The sequence below is a fragment of the Escherichia sp. 20412-1 genome, assembly GCF_003027595.1.
In the GTDB taxonomy this organism is placed as follows: domain Bacteria; phylum Pseudomonadota; class Gammaproteobacteria; order Enterobacterales; family Enterobacteriaceae; genus Escherichia; species Escherichia marmotae.
Genome location: NZ_PYQM01000017.1, coordinates 1 through 20,169, shown reverse-complemented (window position 1 = coordinate 20,169; position 20,169 = coordinate 1). Strand labels below are relative to the sequence as shown.

The following is a 20,169-nucleotide window of genomic DNA, read 5'->3' as shown; positions in this document are numbered from 1 at the left end:
GTAGCCTGAAATTAATACTACGTGTTTATTTATAATAAATATACACGAGTTAATAATTGCAGTTAATTTTCATCTACAAGGATGCAGTATGAGATGGATTTCAAAAAATAAATGTTTTGCAAATAGAAACATTAAACCTTCGCTGAAGACTCAATATGCCATAAGGGTCGGTGCTCTATTTTTACTGTCCGCCATATCTATCAACGCTATTGCAGCGGGGGGGGTCGGTCTTGGTTCTACGCGTCTGGTTTATCCATCTGACAGTCAGCAAATTACGTTAAGTGTGCAGAATGGTGGGTCCAATACCAGCTATTTAATTCAGTCATGGGTGGATGACAATCAAAGCGGTAAGAAAAGTCCAAACTTTGTGGTTACGCCTCCATTATTTATGTTGCCAACCCGAAAAGAAGCATCACTGCGGATAATGTTTATTGGTAAAACACAGTTACCGACTGACCGTGAAACACTATTCTGGATGAACGTGAAAGCGATTCCGCCGACGGATGAGAAGAATACCCAGAAAAACACATTACAACTGGCGTTACAAAACAGGATTAAATTATTTTACCGTCCGACTAACTTACCCGTTCAGGCTGGTAAAGCACGGGATATGTTGCGATTTAAATACGAAGGTAAACAACTGAAAATCATTAATCCTTCTCCCTATTATCTGACGGTGACAGGAATCAGGGTGCAAGGGGTAAAATTACCCAATACGTTTGTTCCCCCAAAAAGCGACATCACAGTATCTTCTCCGGTGACGTTAGCGGGCGAAATTACTTATCAAACTATCAATGATTACGGTGCCACAACGGCCAGGCAAAAGGGAACGATGCAATAAACCTGGAAGATTAAAACGTTAAAGCAACTCAGGTCAGGGACATGAACCTAAAGCTCAAAAAACTCGAACACTGGATGGCAAGGAACAAGCAGATGGGGCAGTGTATACCGCTTCTACTGACACTTTTGCCTGCGTATTCAGTGGCGGGTATGCGCTTTAACCCTGCCTTTCTGTCGGGTGATACTGAAGCTGTTGCTGATTTATCTCGTTTTGAGAAAGGGATGACTTATCTACCTGGTAGTTATGAGGTTGAAATATGGGTCAATGATTCGCCTTTGACATCACGTAAGGTCACTTTCAAAGCTGATGAGCAGAATCAGTTGATTCCCTGTTTTTCGCTCGATGAATTAGTCATTTTAGGAATCAACAAAAGTGCATTGCCGGAGCAGGCGCAAGATGAGGGGAATCATTGTCTCGATTTGCGTATATGGTTTGCAGAAGTTCAATATACACCTGAACTTGATGCGCAACGACTCAAACTGACTTTCCCGCAGGCAATATTAAAGCATGAGGCACGTGGCTATATTCCACCTGAAGAATGGGATAATGGTATCCCGGCAGTTCTTATTAATTATGATTTTTCTGGCAATAGTGATCGTGGCGACTACGTGTCTGATAGCTATTATTTAAATCTGCGTTCAGGTTTAAATTTAGGGGCGTGGCGTTTTCGTGATTACTCTACATGGAGTCGTTCAGGTAATTCACCGGGGAAAATTGCACATGTGAGTAGTACATTACAACGGGTAATTATTCCTTTCAAAAGTGAATTAACACTGGGTGATACTTGGTCTTCATCAGATGTTTTCGACAGCGTGAGTATTCGTGGTGCTAAACTTGAGTCCGACGAAAACATGCTGCCCGATAGCCAAAGTGGTTTTACCCCTACTGTGCGCGGCATTGCTAAAAGCAATGCTCAGGTAACGATTAAACAAAATGGCTATGTTATTTATCAGACTTATATTCCTCCCGGACCTTTTGAAATCAACGATCTGAACCCTACGTCTTCCGCAGGGGATTTGGAAGTTACGATCAAAGAGTCTGATAATTCCGAAACTATCTATACCATTCCTTACGCCGCTGTTCCCATCCTTCAACGCGAAGGCCATATAAAATATTCCGCGACGGCCGGTAAATATCGTACTAATAGCTACAATCAAAATAATCCATATATCTTTCAGGGCGATTTGATTTGGGGATTACCCTGGGATATTACTGCATATGGAGGAATACAATATTCTGATAATTATCGGGCAATAGCTCTCGGGCTGGGGTTCAACCTTGGTATGTTTGGAGCGACGTCATTCGATTTGACGCAAGCCAATAGCACGCTTGCCGATGGCAGTAAACATCAAGGGAAATCGTACCGTTTTCTATACTCAAAATCATTAGTGCAAACAGGTACGGCTTTTCAGATTATTGGTTATCGTTACTCGACGGAAGGATTTTATTCGTTGAGTGATACCACATATAAACAAATGTCGGGGACAGTTATCGATCCAGATACTCTTAATGAAAAAGACTATGTTTATAACTGGAATGATTTTTACAATTTGCGTTATAACAAAAGAGGAAAGTTTCAGGCAAATATATCGCAACCATTAGGTAAATATGGTTCTATGTATTTGGCGGCAAGTCAGCAAAGTTACTGGAATACGAATAATAAAGATACCTTATATCAGGTCGGCTATAATACGAGCGTGCATGGGGTTTATTTAAATGTTGCTTATAATTATAGCAAATCACCGGGTTCTGATGCTGACAGAATCTTATCCGTCAATGTCTCATTGCCGATCAGCAATTGGCTATCACCAGCCGTTGATGGGCGTAATGCATCAAATTCTATGACTGCGACTTATGGTTACAGTCAGGATAATAGCGGCCATGTGAATCAGTATGCTGGAGTATCAGGCTCACTGCTGGAGCAACATAATCTTAACTATAACATTCAACAAAATTTCGCCAATCAGAATAATGGTGGGAATGGATCGGTAGGTTTAAACTACCGTGGTGCTTATGGTTCACTAAATTCAGGATACAGCTACGATAATAATGGTAACCAGCAATTTAACTATGGTTTAAGTGGTGCCCTGGTTGTTCATGAAAATGGTCTCACGCTAAGCCAGCCGTTAGGTGAAACAAATATACTGATAAAAGCACCTGGGGCAAACAATGTAAATGTGGAACGTGGAACGGGAGTGAAGACAGACTGGCGTGGCTATGCTGTCGTACCTTATGCCACGGAATACCGGCGTAATAATATCTCTTTAGACCCTATGTCTATGAGTATGCATACAGAATTAGATGCTACCAGCATGGAAGTGATGCCCAGTAAAGGCGCTTTAGTTCGCGCTGAGTTTAATGCCCATGTCGGTATTCGTGGTTTATTTAATGTTCGCTATCGTAATAAACCTGTTCCATTTGGTGCGACAGCCAGTGTACCCACTGAGGGGACGACTCAGATTACAGGAATAGTTGGCGACAGTGGTCAGGTTTATCTCTCCGGTTTGCCTTTACAAGGCATAATAAATATACAGTGGGGAGACGGTTCTTATCAGCAATGTCAGGCAAGCTATCAATTACCGAAAAGCGAGATAGATAATGCTATTAGCTATGCAAATCTGGAGTGCCGCTAATGAATATATTACAGAAATTTATTTTATTAATTTTTACTTCATTATTCATGGTGGTGGTTTCATGTAATGCACTTGCTAACGATACCGTCGTGGTCACATTTACAGGTCAGTTATTAGCAAAAACATGTGATATTACAACTGGAAGTAAAGACCAGCCAGTAAGCATGGGAACTTATGACGCCAATGATTTTTTAAATGTGGGAGATGTTTCTGGCAGTCATACATTTACGATAAATCTGGAAGGATGTCCAACGGCAACCAGTACTATTTATAGTTCAGGAGTCAGTGCTAATGTGCGGTTTAGCGGGGATACAGACACCATCAATACCACCTTATTACGCCTTACTTCCAGTGCAGATAGTGCAACTGGAGTGGGCGTCGAAATTTTAGATAACGATGATAAAGTTATTGCAATTAATGATGAGTCAGGTTTCAAAGAATTAGTTTTAGATAATAATGGCGATGCCAGTTTAGACTTTAAACTCCGCTATAAGTCAACTCAGCAAAACGTACATGCGGGGCAGGCAAATGCACTGTTGTACTTTGATATAGACTATCAGTGAGGATAATATGACGCGCTATTGTAATTTAATTGCTTTGTTATTCTCTGTGATATCAATATCATCTATTGCTGATGATACAACGCATACAGGTGTTGTACGTATAGAAGGAATAATAACGGCAAAGACTTGCATTGTTGCCGATGAGTCTAAAAATTTTACGGTCAACATGCCAGATGTGCCCAGTTATAGGGTTAGAAATTCAGGAGATGTCACTGAAAAAATTGACTTCTCTATAAAATTAACCCGCTGTGGCAGTGATGTCAGTAATGCCAATATCAAATTTGATGGAACATCAGTAAGTGAAGATACCACCCTGTATAAACTGGATGAGGGATCTGTTGAGGGGTTAGCGCTGGCTATTTTTGATAACAACAGACAAAGTATTAGTAATGGTATAATAAGCACCAGTTATGCTCTTACGCCATTGGTAGATAACACATTGCATTTCTTTGCGGCTTATAAAGCCATAAAAAATGATGTACAACCAGGAGATGCGAATGCATCAGTTTCCTTTATCGTCACTTATGATTAATGTGCTGATATTCTTTTTAATATGTTGCACAAATGCGCAAGCAGGGGTTGTCGTTGGCAGTACCCGTTTTGTTTACCCAGAAAAGCAGTCATCAATATCGGTCGAGCTTAAAAATACTGCCAGTAAAGATATGTTGGTTAAAATTTCCGTGACACCTGATGATGGACGTCAGTTAAAAGGGACAGTGGAATCCCAGCCTTTACTTCCAGATAAGATATTTATTGCGACGCCACCATTATTAGTACTTAAACAAGATAAACATACCAAAATAAGAATTAATCACGTGGGTGGCCAGTTACCTGCAGATCGTGAGAGTTTATTTATACTGAATATTGCAGCGTTACCTGCTCAGGAACCAAACTCACAGCTTAAGAACGAAAATCAACTCCAGGTAGCCGTACGCAATAGGATGAAAATATTTTATCGCCCGGAGACATTATCAGGTAATCCACTTGACGCTTATAAACAGTTACGTTGGTCGCGAAACAATGAAACTGTCACCATTTTTAACCCTACCCCCTGGTATGTGACACTCTATAATTTATCTATTGATGGTAAAAGCATAAATGGTGGCATGGTCGCACCATTTAGCCATCGTCAACAGAATTGGTGTTTGCGGCAAGGATATTGTGAGGTTAACTGGCAAACGTTGGATCTTTATAATAATGCCTTACCTGTATGTAACGTGAAATTAAATGTTTTGCAAAATAATGTTATGGGTGCAGTAGCGATACATGGATAACTGGAGAAGCAGAATGTTAACTTATTCCTGGGGAAATATAAAAGTAATTTGTATATTGTTTTTTCTTTTAATCAGTAGTTGCTATAACATCGTGTATGCAGAAGATATGGGACGGGATCGTGCTTTTTGTTATCCTGGAAAGCCTGGTAATAATACTACTCCTGCGACATTTTCTTATAATTTTGGTACTGTTACTGTCTCAGATGTTAATAATAATGCTCCCGGGAAAATATTACCAGTGCAGAACTGGAAAATAGGGACTTATAAAGCGTATTGCAATTCCCTGGATGATTACGAGGTTTATTTTACAGCCACATCTGGCATAGATCCATCAGGTGCGTCTGGTGATCATCAGGGAAGCGATATATTTATCCCCTTGACTCATGAGATATCGGTTTCAACACATATAAAACTCTATAAGAGAAATGAAACAATGACAGATAAGACAGTTCCTTTTGAAAACTATAGCACCAATTATCCAGCAGACAGAAGTAAACCATCGAGTTGGTCATCCGGAACAGAAGGCTATATAAAAATCAGACTTGATAAAAAAATAATATCCGACATCTCAATAAATAACGTGCTGCTGGTTTCTTTGTATGTCAGCCAGTTCCCAACGGAGCACGGACCAGTTCCTGTATTTAATGCTTATATTGGTAACTTAAATATTGAGGTTCCACAAGGTTGCACAATTAATGAGGGCACCAGTTTTACCGTTAATATGCCGGATGTCTGGGCCAGTGAGCTAAGTCGGGCTGGTGCTGGAGTGAAGCCAACGGGCGTTTCCCCGGTTGCAACCACTATTCCGATAAACTGTACAAATAAAGATATTGATGCCGTAATGACGCTGGTTTTTGATGGCAATATTTCATCAACGAGAGATGTTAATGGTCGGCAAAGCATTATTCAGGCGGAGGATAACCCAGACGTTGGCATTATGATTATGGATAGCCAACAGGAGTCCGTAGACTTGAATGAGCTGGCTGCGCATGTTGGCGTGCCATTTAAGTTAGTTGAAAACCGGGCTGCGTCAGCTCAGACGGCAGACGTGACTTTTCTGTCTCTCCCCGTCAGTACCACAGGGCGGCTACCTGCTGCGGGTCGTTATAACGCCCTGGCTATTTTGCGGGTGGAATATCAGTAATGTGTGTGAGTACAGAATCGGATTAGCCCGCTTTTAGCCATCGGTGCAAAATAAAGCGCAGTAACAGCAAGGATGAATAATATGCAAAACGGAAAATGGATTTTGACCTCGCTGGTAATGACTTTTTTCGGCATCCCCATACTGACGCAATTTTTGGCAGCGGTTGTTGCCATGCTGGGGGTCGGACTTACCGCCATTCTTGAGGTTTGCAATTTACTCTTCACGCCAACAATTTACCTTCTGCTTAACATTTTTATGTTGGCGCTGGGCGCGATAATGCTATTTTTCTCGGGGCGAGTATGGGCGGGCGATAGCGCTCCAGAAAAAAGAGAAATAGCCGCCTGGCGACAATGCTTTTTTCTGTTACCGGCACTATTAATCCTGGTTGGCTGGATAATCACGCTACATCTGGCAGATTATCAATTTCGCCAGATGGGAGCAGATTGGTTGGCAAACCTTATGCTTCCCTGGCTGGGCGTTTTGTTAGTCTCATTAGTTGGTGGTGAGTTCTGGTGGATAGTCATAATTCCCGTTGGGGCGCATATCAGTTTTTCGCTGGGATACGCCTGGCCAACCAGACATTCTTTAACCGGCACATCCGGGCTACGTTGCCGTAATTCTCTCCTGTTTATCCTTCTCATGCTTGGTTTTGTCGCTGGTTATCAGGCTTATTTATATAAACAGCTCAATCCCGGCGTTGGTGTACGCGAAAATATTGATACCTGGGCCTGGCGACCCGATAAACTCAATAATCAACTTACAGCGCTGCGTGGTAAACCACAAATCCAGTTTACGCAAAACTGGCCGCGACTCGATGTCGCTACGGCAGCGTACCCAATTTATGCCTCTGCATTTTATGCGTTAAGCGTAATACCGGAAGATTTACACACCCGGGAATATTTGGCGAACTCTCGCACGCCGGAGGCGTATAACAAAATCGTTAAGGGAGACGCTGATATTATTTTTGTGGCTCAACCTTCCGGTGGGCAGAAAAAACGTGCAGAGGAATCAGGTGTTACTTTGATGCACACACCTTTTGCTCGCGAAGCATTTGTTTTCATCGTCAATGCGGATAACCCGGTTAATTCCCTGACTGAACAACAAGTGCGTGACATCTTCAGTGGCGCAATTACCAACTGGCGCACGGTTGGCGGTAATGATCAGGAGATCCAGACCTGGCAACGCCCGGAAGACTCGGGTAGTCAGACGGTGATGCAATCACAGGTCATGAAAAATATCCGCATGATCTCTCCGCAGGAAACAGAAGTAGCAAGTGTGATGGAAGGAATGATTAAAGTCGTTGCCGAATACCGTAATACAAACAACGCAATTGGTTACACCTTCCGCTATTACGCCACGCAAATGAATGCTGATAAGAATATAAAATTATTAGCGATTAACGGCATTGCGCCGACTGCGGAAAACATTCGCAACGGCAAATATCCGTACATCGTCGATGCGTTCATGGTGACGCGGGAAAATACAACGTCAGAAACACAAAAACTGGTGGAGTGGTTTTTAACGCCACAAGGGCAGAGCCTGGTAGAAGATGTGGGATATGTGCCGATGTATAAAACGTTATCAGATATTAAATAATAAAGTAAACAGGGGGCAGATATGGATATGAAGATTTTATTACCTATCAGCAGTTGCTTACTCTTTCTTCCTGAGAGTAATGCTGCACACCAGAGTATTTCACCGCCTTTCCTGCATTACACATTAGTTTGTGAAAGAGAGCAAATTAACCCCGGAATTAATTTGTCTGAGTATTATTCAGAAAATGAATTTGACTTGTACCAATATTATGCTTTTCGTTGCCCGGATATAGAGAATCAAGTCAGAGGACCATCAGTTTCTGTTTTATTGAGAGTGAGCGCGAAAAGTCCGTTTGAGGACAGGTTAAATATTTCAACATCATATGCAGTTTACCCTGATTATAATATCGATAAATTAATTTACTGGAGTGATGATGGCAACAGGGAGAAATCAACGCTAAACGACTCTGTTAATGTTACTCAATAAAATATGAAACAAAAAATAGAAAAAGCTTTAACGGTTTTGCTTATGATTTACGCCGGATCCGCAGTTGCCGAAGGCAAAGTGAACGATTTATGCCACATAGGTAATCGTGTAGATAAACTAGAGATTATAAATTATCCGCAGGGATACACTTCGCCAGTTTCAATTGATGAGGGACGGCTGAATGAAATTTATAAATACAAGGTTGAAATCACTGAGCTTGATGATAAAGAAAGTAAAAAAATTGTTGAGCTATTACAGATGGATTATGCTGAACAAGAGGAAAATGTTACTAATCTGAGGTGGCGCGTGAATATCACTTCATATCAAAATAAAAAATGTGATATCTATTTTGATGGTTTTGGTTTATGTGGAAAAATTAACGGTGAGAATGTCTGCTTCAGGCATAATGAAATGATACGATGGATAGAGTCCCATATTTCTGTGTTTCTACATAGCGTTAATGAATGAGCGTTATGAAATAATGGATTTATCAACAACCCCCTGACATTCTCAATAGCCTTGCACAGTTTTTTATTGCACGGATTTTGAATAGATATCATCTAGAGGATAGGTTTATCCTGACAGTTTAAACTGTCCGTTAATAATAAAGGACAACCAAATGGAATTAGTGCGCTTTGTTCATGCCGGATGCGGCGTGAACGCCTTATCCGGCCTACAAAACCATGTAAATTCAATATATTGCATAAACCACGTAGGCCTGATAAGCGTAGCGCATCAGGCCGCTTTTGCGTTTGTCATCAGTCTCAGGTCAGATTGAAATCTGACCTAGCCTGCTTACGTTAAATCATGACGCTAGCGATAACCTCTGCTGCGTATACTCCACCAACCACTGACTCATGCGAGATTGTTGTTCTGCATTCAGCCACATGCCTTGTTTCGTGCGACGCCACAGAGCGTCATCGGCGCGGCGGACCCATTCGTGGTCAACCAGATATTTAAGCTCCGCTTCGTAAAACTCATGACCGAAATCTTCCCCGAGATCGTTTATCGCCTCCGCATTGCCGAGCAGCAGTTCGCTGTTGCTGCCGTAAGTACGTGCGTAATGACGTGCCAGCGATTCAGTCAGGAACGGATAGCGGCGGCGCAGGCGGGCTGCGTAGTCGTCGCGGTCGCCTTCGATGGCTCCACCAGGTAATACGCTCTCTTTCGTCCACGCCGGGCCAATACCCTGATAATACGGCGTCAGTTTTTCCAGCGCGTGTTCCGCCAGTTTACGATAGGTCGTCAGCTTGCCGCCAAATACCGACAGCAGCGGTGCTTTGCCGTTTTCATCATGGATATCGAGCGTGTAATCACGAGTGATTGCCTGCGGTGAGTCGGATTCATCATCACACAGCGGACGCACGCCGGAGTAAGTCCAGACGATATCGTCACGGCTTAACTGTTTTTTAAAGTGCGCGTTATACACTTTCAGCAGGTAATTTATTTCGCTCTCTTCAATCTTCACTGCTTTCGGATCGCCTTTGTATTCCACATCGGTGGTACCGATGATGGAAAACTCATCCATCCACGGGATCACGAACACAATACGTTTATCTTCGTTTTGCAGAATGTACGCTTGTTTCTGGGTATGCACACGCGGCACCACAATATGGCTGCCTTTGATCAGGCGAATGCCATAAGGTGAAGGCAGATGCATTCCTTCGTCGAAGAACTGTTTCACCCACGGACCGGTGGCGTTAACCAGGCCGCGAGCCTGCCATGTATATTTTTTGCCGGTATCGATATCTTCCGCTTCCACAATCCACAAACCGTTTTCGCGGCGGGCAGACGTGGCACGAGTACGGGTAAGCACTTCGCCGCCTTTACGCACGACCATCTGGGCGTTGGCTAATACCAGACGGGCGTCGTCGACCCAACAGTCGGAATATTCGAATCCGCGCGTAATTTCCGGTTTTAATACTGAATTTGCGCCAAAACGCAAACCGGTTGATCCCGGCAGGCTGGTTCGTTTACCCAAATGATCGTACATAAACAGACCAATGCGAATCATCCACGCGGGACGCAGATGCGGGCGATGCGGCAGGCGAAAACGCATTGGGAAAGCGATATGCGGGGCCATTTTCAGCAACACTTCACGTTCTGCCAGCGCCTCGCTGACCAGACGGAATTCATAGTGTTCAAGGTAACGCAGGCCACCGTGAATGAGTTTTGAACTGGCGGAAGATGTCGCACAAGCGAGATCCTGCGCTTCCAGCATTAGCACGGATAAACCGCGTCCAGCGGCGTCTGCCGCGATACCAGCACCATTGATGCCGCCACCTATCACAATCAGATCTTTGGTTTCCATGCTGCCCTCATTCACTTTCGTTAAAGCTCATAAATGTTCGTTATCGAACATAATAGCAAACAAACGCGCTTTGAGTAACATTGAAAAAACATTTTAGAGTGATATGCATAACATTATGGCGTTTATCTGCCGCTCCGACGTAAACTGTGCGATAAATTTGCCCACTTGTTTGTAAAGAAAGAGAGACGCATGGATCAGTTCGAATGTATTAACGTTGCCGACGCGCACCAGAAGTTGCAGGAAAAAGAGGCGGTGCTGGTCGATATTCGCGATCCACAAAGTTTCGCAATGGGGCATGCGGCGCAGGCTTTCCATCTAACCAATGACACGCTGGGTGCGTTCATGCGCGAAAATGACTTCGATACCCCGGTAATGGTGATGTGTTACCACGGTAATAGCAGCAAAGGCGCGGCGCAGTATCTGCTGCAACAGGGTTATGATGTGGTTTACAGTATCGATGGTGGCTTTGAAGCCTGGCAGCGTCAGTTTCCCGCAGAGGTGGCTTACGGCGCGTAACGCTTTATACTGTCCCCTTTTGTGTGGAATAAGCGACAGCAACGATGTTGATGATTACCTCTTTTGCTAACCCCCGCGTGGCGCAGGCATTTGTTGATTACATGGCGACACAGGGCGTTATCCTCACGATTCAACAACATAACCAAAGCGATGTCTGGCTGGCGGATGAATCCCAGGCCGAACGCGTGCGGGCAGAGCTGGCGCGTTTTCTCGAAAACCCGGCAGACCCGCGTTATCTCGCCGCCAGTTGGCAGTCAGGTCATACCGGTAGTGGCCTGCACTATCGCCGTTTTCCTTTCTTTGCCACTTTGCGTGAACGTGCAGGCCCGGTCACCTGGGTAGTGATGATTGCCTGCGTGCTGGTGTTTATCGCCATGCAAATTCTTGGCGATCAGGAAGTGATGTTATGGCTGGCCTGGCCATTCGATCCGACGCTGAAATTTGAGTTCTGGCGCTACTTCACGCATGCGTTAATGCACTTCTCGCTGATGCATATCCTCTTTAACCTGCTCTGGTGGTGGTATCTCGGTGGCGCAGTGGAAAAACGCCTCGGTAGCGGTAAGCTGATAGTCATTACTCTCATCAGCGCCCTGCTAAGCGGCTATGTGCAGCAAAAGTTCAGTGGGCCGTGGTTTGGCGGGCTTTCCGGTGTGGTTTATGCACTGATGGGCTACGTCTGGCTACGCGGCGAGCGCGATCCACAAAGCGGTATTTACCTGCAACGTGGGTTAATCATCTTTGCGCTGATCTGGATTGTTGCCGGATGGTTTGATTTGTTTGGGATGTCGATGGCGAATGGAGCACACATCGCCGGGTTAGCCGTGGGTTTAGCGATGGCTTTTGTTGATTCGCTCAATGCGCGAAAACGAAAATAATTCCAGGGATTTATAAATGAAACAAACACAACGACACAACGGTATTATCGAACTGGTTAAGCAGCAGGGCTATGTCAGCACCGAAGAGCTGGTAGAGCATTTTTCCGTCAGCCCGCAGACTATTCGCCGTGACCTCAATGAACTGGCGGAACAGAACCTGATCCTGCGCCATCATGGCGGCGCGGCGCTGCCTTCCAGTTCGGTTAACACGCCATGGCATGATCGCAAAGCTACCCAGACCGAAGAAAAAGAGCGTATCGCTCGTAAAGTGGCCGAGCAGATCCCCAACGGTTCGACGCTGTTTATTGATATCGGCACCACGCCGGAAGCGGTGGCGCACGCGCTGCTCAATCACAGCAATTTGCGCATTGTCACCAACAATCTCAATGTCGCTAATACGCTGATGGTGAAAGAAGATTTCCGCATTATTCTCGCCGGTGGTGAATTGCGTAGCCGCGATGGCGGGATCATTGGCGAAGCGACCCTGGATTTTATCTCTCAGTTCCGCCTCGATTTCGGCATTCTTGGGATCAGCGGCATTGACAGCGACGGCTCGTTACTGGAGTTCGATTACCATGAAGTTCGCACCAAACGCGCCATTATTGAGAACTCGCGCCACGTTATGCTGGTTGTCGATCACTCAAAATTTGGCCGTAATGCGATGGTAAACATGGGCAGCATCAGCATGGTCGATGCCGTTTACACCGACACCATGCCGCCTGCGGGGGTGATGCAGGTGCTGACGGACCATCATATTCAACTGGAACTGTGCTGAGTCAGTACCGATTCCCACGTCAGACCAAAACGCGCCAGGTATTTGCGTAGCCGATCCGCGTCATTAACGCTGGCTCTGCCCTGGCGCGAAACGTCAAAAAGTTCACGTCCGGCGGCGGAAAGCGATTTTGCCTGGCGACAAATGGCAATCACGTTTTCCAGTTGCATTCGGTCGAAGAGATCGATGTTCTCCACCTCTGCGCCCAGCAACGTCGTAAGTGCCGAAGGGCGACTCTCCTGCCAGTTATAGCGCAGACGGCGAATCTCATCTTCCACAGCTTCCAGAGTGATGCGTCCGCTATTGGCAAACGTCGCCATACGCGTAACACTGGCAGAAAGTTCGCGAAAATTACCGCGCCATGTTGCCTGGGGGGATGTCGCAAAAGCCAGCCATGCGCGCCGCGCTTCGGTGTTAAAACGCACGCTATCGCCGGTGAGTGAGGCGTGGCGCTCCACTTCATAATCCAGGTTAGGCTCAATATCCTCCTGACGCTGGCGTAGTCCTGGCAGAGTGAAGGTCCAGAGATTTATCCGCGCATACAGGTCTTCACGAAATCTCCCTTCAGCGACCAACTGGCGCAAATCGCGCACCGTTCCGGCGATAAGCTGAAAATCGCTACTCACCTGGCGATCGCTGCCAAACGGATAAAAAGTTTTCTCTTCAATGGCTTTCAGCAACATGGCTTGTTCATCTGCGCCCAGTTCGCCAATTTCATCAAGAAACAACATGCCGCCGTTGGCGCTGCGTAATAACCCTTCCCGCGCGTCTCTCGCGCCGGTGAACGCACCTTTCACATGACCAAACAGCGCCGACATGGCGGTATCACCGCGCAGCGTGGCGCAGTTCACTTCAACAAACGCGCCGCTAAACTGATGCCGTGCCTGTTTTAATTCGAAGATGCGTCGTGCCAGAAACGACTTGCCCGCGCCGGTCGGGCCATTAAGCAGGATTGGCGCGCGGGATTTAATCGCTACTTTTTCGATCTGTTCAATCATGCGGTTGAAGTGTGGGTTACGCGTGGCGATGCCCGACTTAAGAAAATCGAGCGTTTGCTGGCGTTCTTCGGCAAAGCGGCTGGCGATAGCGTTATAACGGCTTAAATCGAGATCGATAATCGTCACTGCGCCTGCGCTATCCGGCTGTTCTTTCTTACGCGGCGGGGAAGTTTGCGCCAGTCGGGCGGGCAGGTAACGCGCTTCTGCCAGCAAAAACCAGCAAATTTGCGCTACGTGGGTGCCAGTGGTGATGTGAATTAAATAGTCTTCTTTATCAGGTTGAAAAGCGTAACCACGGGCGAAATCATGCAGGCAGGCGTAGACCTCTTCGAAATCCCACGGATTATGGAGTTCCACTTCTACACCTACAACCTGCGTTTCTGGTGAAATGCTGGCGATATCGCGTTTAAGCGTTTCAAACAGCGAGCGTGAGCGGGCGTCGTGTAATAATTCCAGTCGATCAATCACCAATGATTCTTGCTGGCATAAACAGAGTGTCGGCCGCCATTTCGACCAGCGTTGGCTACCGCGCCCGGCATAATCCAGTACGGTTCCGACAAAACCAAAAGCCACTGTTTTACGCATCTTAGATATCCTTATAAAAGACGATATTTCATTATCGGTTAAGTGGCTTTATAGAAAATCTCCGTATACGGACTTTGTACTTTTAATTAAATAAAAACAATTAATTATAGATTTAATCTGCTGATTTAATTTTCTGGCACGACGGTTGCAATTATCAGGACAGCAAACAACGAAACGAGAAAAAGAAAATGAATTACGAATTACTGACCACTGAAAATGCCCCGGTAAAAATGTGGACCAAAGGCGTGCCGGTAGAAGACGATGCGCGCCAGCAACTGATAAATACGGCGAAGATGCCGTTTATTTTCAAGCATATTGCGGTGATGCCCGATGTGCACCTGGGGAAAGGTTCCACCATTGGTAGCGTGATCCCGACCAAAGGGGCGATTATTCCGGCGGCGGTGGGCGTGGATATCGGCTGTGGAATGAACGCACTGCGTACCGCGTTAACGGCGGCAGACTTGCCTGAAAACCTGGCGGAGCTGCGTCAGGCAATTGAAACTGCCGTGCCACACGGGCGTACTACCGGGCGTTGTAAACGTGATAAAGGTGCATGGGAAAATCCGCCTGTTAACGTCGATGTTAAATGGGCCGGGTTGGAAGCCGGTTATCAGTGGTTAACGCAAAAATACTCGCGTTTCCTGAATACCAATAACTATAAACACCTGGGAACGCTGGGAACGGGTAACCACTTTATTGAAATCTGCCTTGATGAGGCGGATCGGGTGTGGATTATGCTGCACTCCGGTTCACGCGGAATTGGTAACGCCATCGGAACTTACTTTATCGACCTGGCGCAAAAAGAGATGCAGGAACAGCTTGAAACGTTGCCGTCACGTGATCTCGCGTACTTCCTTGAAGGAACGGAATATTTTGACGATTACCTGAAAGCAGTGGCCTGGGCGCAGCTTTTTGCCAGCCTCAACCGTGATGCGATGATGGAAAACGTGGTATCGGCGTTGCAGAGCATTACGCATAAAACGGTGAGACAGCCGCAAACGCTGGCAATGGAAGAGATCAACTGCCACCACAACTATGTGCAAAAAGAGCTGCACTTTGGCGAAGAGATCTATGTGACGCGGAAAGGCGCGGTGTCTGCGCGTGCCGGGCAGTACGGAATTATTCCTGGGTCGATGGGGGCGAAAAGCTTTATCGTGCGTGGGCTGGGAAATGAAGAGTCTTTCTGCTCATGCAGCCACGGTGCTGGTCGCGTGATGAGCCGTACCAAAGCGAAAAAACTGTTTAGTGTGGAAGATCAGATCCGTGCTACAGCGCATGTGGAATGCCGTAAAGATGCCGAGGTGATCGACGAAATCCCAATGGCGTATAAGGACATTGATGCAGTAATGGCAGCACAAAGCGATCTGGTGGAAGTCGTCTACACCCTGCGTCAGGTGGTGTGCGTAAAAGGATAAATGATGAAAAGGATGATTGCGCTGGATGGTGCACAGGGCGAAGGCGGCGGGCAGATCCTGCGCTCGGCGTTAAGTCTGTCGATGATAACCGGTAAGCCGTTTACCATCACAGGCATTCGTGCCGGACGGGCGAAACCGGGGCTGTTGCGCCAGCATCTGACCGCGGTAAAGGCGGCGACGGAAATTTGCGGAGCTATAGTAGACGGCGCGGAACTGGGTTCGCAGCGCCTGGTCTTCCGGCCCGGTAATGTGCGTGGCGGCGATTATCGCTTTGCTATCGGCAGTGCCGGAAGCTGCATGCTGGTGCTACAAACGGTGCTGCCTGCGCTGTGGTTTGCCGATGGACCTTCTCGCGTAGAAGTCAGCGGTGGCACCGAAAACCCGTCGGCGCCGCCCGCGGGTTTTATCTGCCGCGTGCTGGAACCTCTGCTGGCACAAATGGGGATTCATCAGCAAACCACGCTGTTACGCCACGGTTTTTACCCTGCCGGAGGCGGTGTGGTGGTAGCGGAAGTCACGCCCGTGGCATCACTAAACGCGTTACAACTGGGCGAGCGGGGCACCGTTATGCGATTACGCGGCGAAGTATTATTAGCTGGTGTGCCGCGGCATGTCGGAGAACGTGAACTCGTTGCGCTGGCAGCCAGTTTTTCGCTGTATGAGCAGAATATCCATCTCTTGCCGCGTGAGCAGGGACCGGGAAATACCGTCTCGCTAGAAGTGGAAAGCGAAAATATTACCGAACGCTTTTTTGCCGTCGGTGAAAAGCGCGTCAGTGCCGAAGTGGTAGCAGCGCAGTTGGTTAAAGAAGTGAAACGTTACCTGACAAGTCCGGCGGCAGTAGGTGAATATCTCGCAGATCAACTGGTGTTGCCCATGGCGTTGGCGGGTGCGGGGGCGTTTACGGTCGCGCATCCCTCATGCCATCTGCTGACCAATATCGCGGTGGTGGAACGGTTCTTACCTGTGCGGTTTACTCTGACTGAAACAGACGATGTAACGCGAGTTAGCGTTGAATAATGCAGGGATGTAAGTCGGAGCAGGAATGTTATCTGACCAAACTTACACCCCATATCCCATCATCTTCAGCAGTTTCTGTGCGTGCTGTACCGCAGCCTGACGGTGGGCAACGCCGAGTTTCTGATACAGATTGCGGATATGCGTTTTGATGGTGGTCGCTGCCACTTCCAGTTCGCCCGCAATTTGTTCATTGCTGTAACCGGAGTAAATCAGCCCCAGCACCTGCCATTCGCGTTGGGTCAGCGGGCTGGTACGGATAAGTTCCGGCACTTCCGGGTGATTTAGCAGACGTTCGACAAAGGTCTCGTCAAAGTGAGCGAACTTATGCCGGTGATGTTGGTTTATTTCCCGCAAAATACGCTGCGCGCGGTGCTGTTCCAGTTCCGGCAGCGTATTGAGCTGAATCAGTTGGCGTAACTGCTGCGCCATGGCTTCGCCTTCGATGACAAAGTGACTGATAAATCCTGTGCGATTCGCCAGTTTTAATGCGTCCAGCAATACGCGCTGGGCGTCACTTTTCCGCCCTGCCTGCCAGTACAACTGATTGAGTAAAAGCAGGTTGCGGTTCAGGTCGCTCATCAACCGCAGACTGCGGGCGTTTTCGTTGAGTTCCTCGAGGACAATTTCCGCAGGTTCAAACTCGCCCAGCAAGATTTGTGCACGGGCAATGTTGCGCCATTGACCTTGCAGGAAGTGGTTATTGGCAAACTCCGGCTTCGCAGTATGGCGCAACCAGTTTGCTGCGGCGGCTTTATCGCCGGTCATCTGCCAGTAAATAACGCGAACTTTGTTGGCGTTAGAGATCCAGTCGCTGTGATATTTGCCATTCCCCAGCAGGTTTTCCAGGCGGTTAAGTTGGCTACGGGCGTTATCCAGATCGCCACGAGCCAGCGAACATTGAATTAACATTGCCAGACACTGGAGCTGTTGCTGTGGCTGATAAGACGATAAGACTTCAATTCCACTACGCGCCGAGGCTTCGGCTTCATCCAGCCGTGCCCATGCCCATAACAGTTGCGCGCGGATACGTACTAAAAATTCATGCATCGGCAACTGTTCCAGATGCTGTTCGTTAATCAACTGGAACGCTTTTTCCTGCGTTTCCCACGCAGTTTGCAGGAATCCTTGAGCAAACAGAATTTCGCTTTGCTGAATCAGACTCCACAAGGCGTAGTGCCAGACATCGTGCTGACGCGCCATCTGCTCAGTTTGTTGCATTAATGCCAGCGAGCGGGTCAGCTCACCTTTACAGTGCAACACTTCGCCAAGCACAGAGGTCGCAACAATGCGGCTATAGAACCAACCCGGAGGCAGATCTTCCAGAGCCAGTTTTGCCAGTCGTTCGGCTTCTTCCGGATTACCGTCGTTAATGGCCACCTGGGCGCGCAGGGCGTTGAACTCTGCATGCATGGTGCCTTCTCTGATGTCCTGGAGCTCGTGTTCGGCTCGCGCCAGCAGGGTGTTCACTTCGCCGTAGCGATGTTGGCTTTGCATCAACCAGGCCTGCAATAACACCAACTGTGGATTTTCCAGCAGACTGTCCCACGGCAGGGCTTTGAGTGACTCTTCCAGCAGCGACAGTTCACTATGGTTGAACAGGCTCCAGGCGTGATTAAGCAAAATATCGCGCAACATCAAAGCATCGCCTGCCGCCAGCGCATGATGAATAGCTTCGCTGGGAAAGCCTTGTGCCATCCAGCTTTCTGCGGCGGCACGGTGGATTTCTGGCAGCTCCGCCGCCAGCTCCCACTGGCAGCGTTGGCGCAGGAAGTTACCAAACAGCGGGTGATAGCAGAACCATTCGCCAGTATCATCCATCCGTTGCAAAAACAGCCCCTGGCGCTCAATTTCTTCAAGACGCATTTGCCCGTTTTCTTCGCCGGTCACGCGGGTGATTAGCGCATCATTCATTGAGCGCAAAATGGCGCTTTTTAGCAGGAAATGGCGTGTCGCCAGATCAACGTTATCTAGCACTTCATCGACCAGATAATCAGAAAGATGGCTGGCATTGATGCCCGCCAGACGGCGCGCTGATTTATGGGCCGAGTGGGTATTTTGCCGCGCAGAGAGCGCGATTAGCTGCAACGCCGTCGCCCAACCGGACACATCATCGCAAATCCGACCGCTTTCGGTCGCTTCAATCGGTGATGACAGACGACAATCAAAAAACTGCTTGGCTTCCTGATGGGTAAACGCCAGTTGCTGGCTGCCAATTTCTAATAGTTGTTCACGTACGCGCAGATTGGCAATGCCCAATTGCGGAAGATTGCGTGACAGCACCACCAGGGTGAGATTTTCTGGTTGATGGCGAATGAAGAAGCGCATGGATTCGTGGATAACCGGATTGGTGATCAGATGGTAATCGTCTATCACCAGGAAAAGTGGGCTATGCCATTCCGCCAGTTCAATGAAGAGCTGGGCAAACAGTGACGTCAGGCTGGCATACTGCCGTTTTTGCGTCATTGTTTCACTGATGACGCAGTGCCCGCTGGTTGCCTGTTGCACGGCGGCAATCAGATAGCTGGCGAAACGTTCTTGCTGGTTATCGCCGTCATCAAGCGAGTACCAGCCCAAATCGTTTTTTCCTGCCGCCCATTGGGATATGAGTGTTGTCTTTCCGTAACCCGCAGGACTTGTGATCAGCACCAGCCTGAAGTTGTTCGCGCCGGAAAGTTTAGCCAGCAGGCGCTCACGAACCACAGTATGGTCGAGTCGAACCGGACGACTTAATTTTGACGGAATCAGCATAGTTAATCACTTCACTGTGGAAATTGAGGAAATATTATTTTTTTTGCGCTTCGTAATTAATAGTTATAAGTTCGGCCAGAAACCTGTGCAATGCAAGCGATGACAATTTTTTATGTGTCTGAATTTGCACTCTGTCACAATTCCAAACGTTTATTAATGCCTCATCTTAAAACAACGCAAATGCAGTGTGGATATTGGATCCTAGGGTGTTTTCCCTTAATCCAAAAGGTTCATTAAAGCAATGAAACCTCCTTAATTCCTGATGAAAGGTCTCTCTGGAAAGATGATCTTAATAAATCTATTAAGAATGAGATGCCCTTTGATGGATTAGACTAGCCCCCAGAATCTCCAGACAACCAATATCACTTAAATAAGTGATAGTCTTAATACTAGTTTTTAGACTAGTCATTGGAGAACAGATGATTGATGTCTTAGGACCGGAGAAACGCAGA

17 protein-coding genes are annotated in these 20,169 nt (G+C 47.2%); 14 read left to right on the top strand and 3 right to left on the bottom strand.

Annotation, left to right across the window (positions count from 1 at the left end; translation table 11 throughout):
* Positions 1 to 88: 88 nt before the first annotated feature.
* The 9 genes from C7B16_RS13240 (at position 89) to C7B16_RS13200 (ending at position 8,945) form a co-directional block, all read left to right on the top strand.
* Positions 89 to 841, top strand: a complete 753-nt coding sequence (locus C7B16_RS13240) for a fimbria/pilus periplasmic chaperone (protein ID WP_105288582.1) — start codon at positions 89 to 91, stop codon at positions 839 to 841.
* 41 nt (positions 842 to 882) lie between these two features.
* Complete coding sequence (locus C7B16_RS13235) at positions 883 to 3,474, top strand: fimbrial biogenesis usher protein (protein ID WP_107179798.1); 2,592 nt, start codon at positions 883 to 885, stop codon at positions 3,472 to 3,474.
* Positions 3,474 to 4,037 carry a fimbrial protein gene (locus C7B16_RS13230; protein ID WP_016249296.1) on the top strand — a complete coding sequence of 188 codons (564 nt, stop codon included), beginning with the start codon at positions 3,474 to 3,476 and terminating at the stop codon, positions 4,035 to 4,037. Before C7B16_RS13235 ends, C7B16_RS13230 begins: the two co-directional genes overlap by 1 nt.
* Positions 4,038 to 4,044: 7 nt before the next feature.
* A complete protein-coding gene (locus C7B16_RS13225) occupies positions 4,045 to 4,569 on the top strand; it encodes a fimbrial protein (RefSeq protein ID WP_000199134.1) in 525 nt (174 codons plus the stop codon).
* The gene (locus C7B16_RS13220) at positions 4,535 to 5,311 is read left to right on the top strand and encodes a molecular chaperone (RefSeq protein WP_016249295.1); all 777 of its coding nucleotides are present in this window, start codon (positions 4,535 to 4,537) and stop codon (positions 5,309 to 5,311) included. The genes C7B16_RS13225 and C7B16_RS13220 overlap by 35 nt, the downstream gene beginning before the upstream one ends.
* 13 nt (positions 5,312 to 5,324) lie before the next feature.
* Positions 5,325 to 6,455, top strand: a complete 1,131-nt coding sequence (locus C7B16_RS13215) for a fimbrial protein (protein ID WP_122984280.1) — start codon at positions 5,325 to 5,327, stop codon at positions 6,453 to 6,455.
* Positions 6,456 to 6,536: 81 nt separating this feature from the next.
* Positions 6,537 to 8,051 (top strand): PstS family phosphate ABC transporter substrate-binding protein, encoded by a 1,515-nt coding sequence (locus C7B16_RS13210; RefSeq protein ID WP_143192604.1) that lies wholly within the window; start codon positions 6,537 to 6,539, stop codon positions 8,049 to 8,051.
* Between the two features lie 21 nt (positions 8,052 to 8,072).
* A complete protein-coding gene (locus tag C7B16_RS13205) occupies positions 8,073 to 8,477 on the top strand; it encodes a hypothetical protein (protein ID WP_105224501.1) in 405 nt (134 codons plus the stop codon).
* 3 nt (positions 8,478 to 8,480) lie between these two features.
* A complete protein-coding gene (locus C7B16_RS13200; protein WP_010381141.1) occupies positions 8,481 to 8,945 on the top strand; it encodes a hypothetical protein in 465 nt (154 codons plus the stop codon).
* Between the two features lie 337 nt (positions 8,946 to 9,282).
* On the opposite strand, the gene glpD is transcribed toward C7B16_RS13200, so the two are convergent.
* Entirely contained in the window at positions 9,283 to 10,788 is a 1,506-nt protein-coding gene (gene glpD / locus C7B16_RS13195) for a glycerol-3-phosphate dehydrogenase (RefSeq protein ID WP_085449348.1), read from the bottom strand.
* Positions 10,789 to 10,977: 189 nt separating this feature from the next.
* Between glpD and glpE the strand changes: the two genes are divergently transcribed.
* From glpE to C7B16_RS13180, 3 genes are read left to right on the top strand one after another with little or no spacing between them, the layout of a single operon-like run.
* The gene (glpE, locus tag C7B16_RS13190; RefSeq protein ID WP_001517242.1) at positions 10,978 to 11,304 is read left to right on the top strand and encodes a thiosulfate sulfurtransferase GlpE; all 327 of its coding nucleotides are present in this window, start codon (positions 10,978 to 10,980) and stop codon (positions 11,302 to 11,304) included.
* 44 nt (positions 11,305 to 11,348) lie between these two features.
* A complete protein-coding gene (glpG, locus tag C7B16_RS13185) occupies positions 11,349 to 12,179 on the top strand; it encodes a rhomboid family intramembrane serine protease GlpG (RefSeq protein WP_001517241.1) in 831 nt (276 codons plus the stop codon).
* Positions 12,180 to 12,195: 16 nt separating this feature from the next.
* On the top strand, positions 12,196 to 12,954 hold the full coding sequence (locus C7B16_RS13180) for a DeoR/GlpR family transcriptional regulator (protein ID WP_000815101.1): 759 nt from the start codon (positions 12,196 to 12,198) through the stop codon (positions 12,952 to 12,954).
* On the opposite strand, the gene rtcR is transcribed toward C7B16_RS13180, so the two are convergent.
* Complete coding sequence (rtcR, locus tag C7B16_RS13175; protein WP_001232910.1) at positions 12,936 to 14,534, bottom strand: DNA-binding transcriptional regulator RtcR; 1,599 nt, start codon at positions 14,532 to 14,534, stop codon at positions 12,936 to 12,938. The two genes, C7B16_RS13180 and rtcR, sit on opposite strands and share 19 nt — an antisense overlap.
* Positions 14,535 to 14,722: 188 nt before the next feature.
* Between rtcR and rtcB the strand changes: the two genes are divergently transcribed.
* Together rtcB and rtcA are read left to right on the top strand one after the other, a co-directional pair.
* Positions 14,723 to 15,949: an RNA-splicing ligase RtcB gene (gene rtcB / locus C7B16_RS13170; protein WP_105224504.1), complete on the top strand. Its 1,227-nt coding sequence runs from the start codon at positions 14,723 to 14,725 to the stop codon at positions 15,947 to 15,949.
* A 3-nt stretch (positions 15,950 to 15,952) separates the two neighbouring features.
* Positions 15,953 to 16,969 (top strand): RNA 3'-terminal phosphate cyclase, encoded by a 1,017-nt coding sequence (gene rtcA / locus C7B16_RS13165; RefSeq protein ID WP_107179812.1) that lies wholly within the window; start codon positions 15,953 to 15,955, stop codon positions 16,967 to 16,969.
* A gap of 42 nt (positions 16,970 to 17,011) precedes the next feature.
* On the opposite strand, the gene malT is transcribed toward rtcA, so the two are convergent.
* Positions 17,012 to 19,717 carry an HTH-type transcriptional regulator MalT gene (gene malT / locus C7B16_RS13160; RefSeq protein ID WP_000907051.1) on the bottom strand — a complete coding sequence of 902 codons (2,706 nt, stop codon included), beginning with the start codon at positions 19,715 to 19,717 and terminating at the stop codon, positions 17,012 to 17,014.
* Positions 19,718 to 20,169 lie beyond the last annotated feature (452 nt).

Coding starts and splice junctions, on each gene's coding strand:
- C7B16_RS13235 (WP_107179798.1), top strand. CDS start 883: ATGAACCTAAAGCTCAAAAAACTCGAACACTGGATGGCAAGGAACAAG.
- C7B16_RS13200 (WP_010381141.1), top strand. CDS start 8,481: ATGAAACAAAAAATAGAAAAAGCTTTAACGGTTTTGCTTATGATTTAC.
- C7B16_RS13180 (WP_000815101.1), top strand. CDS start 12,196: ATGAAACAAACACAACGACACAACGGTATTATCGAACTGGTTAAGCAG.
- C7B16_RS13220 (WP_016249295.1), top strand. CDS start 4,535: ATGCATCAGTTTCCTTTATCGTCACTTATGATTAATGTGCTGATATTC.
- rtcB (WP_105224504.1), top strand. CDS start 14,723: ATGAATTACGAATTACTGACCACTGAAAATGCCCCGGTAAAAATGTGG.
- C7B16_RS13230 (WP_016249296.1), top strand. CDS start 3,474: ATGAATATATTACAGAAATTTATTTTATTAATTTTTACTTCATTATTC.
- malT (WP_000907051.1), bottom strand. CDS start 19,717: ATGCTGATTCCGTCAAAATTAAGTCGTCCGGTTCGACTCGACCATACT.
- C7B16_RS13205 (WP_105224501.1), top strand. CDS start 8,073: ATGGATATGAAGATTTTATTACCTATCAGCAGTTGCTTACTCTTTCTT.
- C7B16_RS13215 (WP_122984280.1), top strand. CDS start 5,325: ATGTTAACTTATTCCTGGGGAAATATAAAAGTAATTTGTATATTGTTT.
- C7B16_RS13210 (WP_143192604.1), top strand. CDS start 6,537: ATGCAAAACGGAAAATGGATTTTGACCTCGCTGGTAATGACTTTTTTC.
- glpD (WP_085449348.1), bottom strand. CDS start 10,788: ATGGAAACCAAAGATCTGATTGTGATAGGTGGCGGCATCAATGGTGCT.
- rtcA (WP_107179812.1), top strand. CDS start 15,953: ATGAAAAGGATGATTGCGCTGGATGGTGCACAGGGCGAAGGCGGCGGG.
- rtcR (WP_001232910.1), bottom strand. CDS start 14,534: ATGCGTAAAACAGTGGCTTTTGGTTTTGTCGGAACCGTACTGGATTAT.
- glpG (WP_001517241.1), top strand. CDS start 11,349: ATGTTGATGATTACCTCTTTTGCTAACCCCCGCGTGGCGCAGGCATTT.
- C7B16_RS13240 (WP_105288582.1), top strand. CDS start 89: ATGAGATGGATTTCAAAAAATAAATGTTTTGCAAATAGAAACATTAAA.
- glpE (WP_001517242.1), top strand. CDS start 10,978: ATGGATCAGTTCGAATGTATTAACGTTGCCGACGCGCACCAGAAGTTG.
- C7B16_RS13225 (WP_000199134.1), top strand. CDS start 4,045: ATGACGCGCTATTGTAATTTAATTGCTTTGTTATTCTCTGTGATATCA.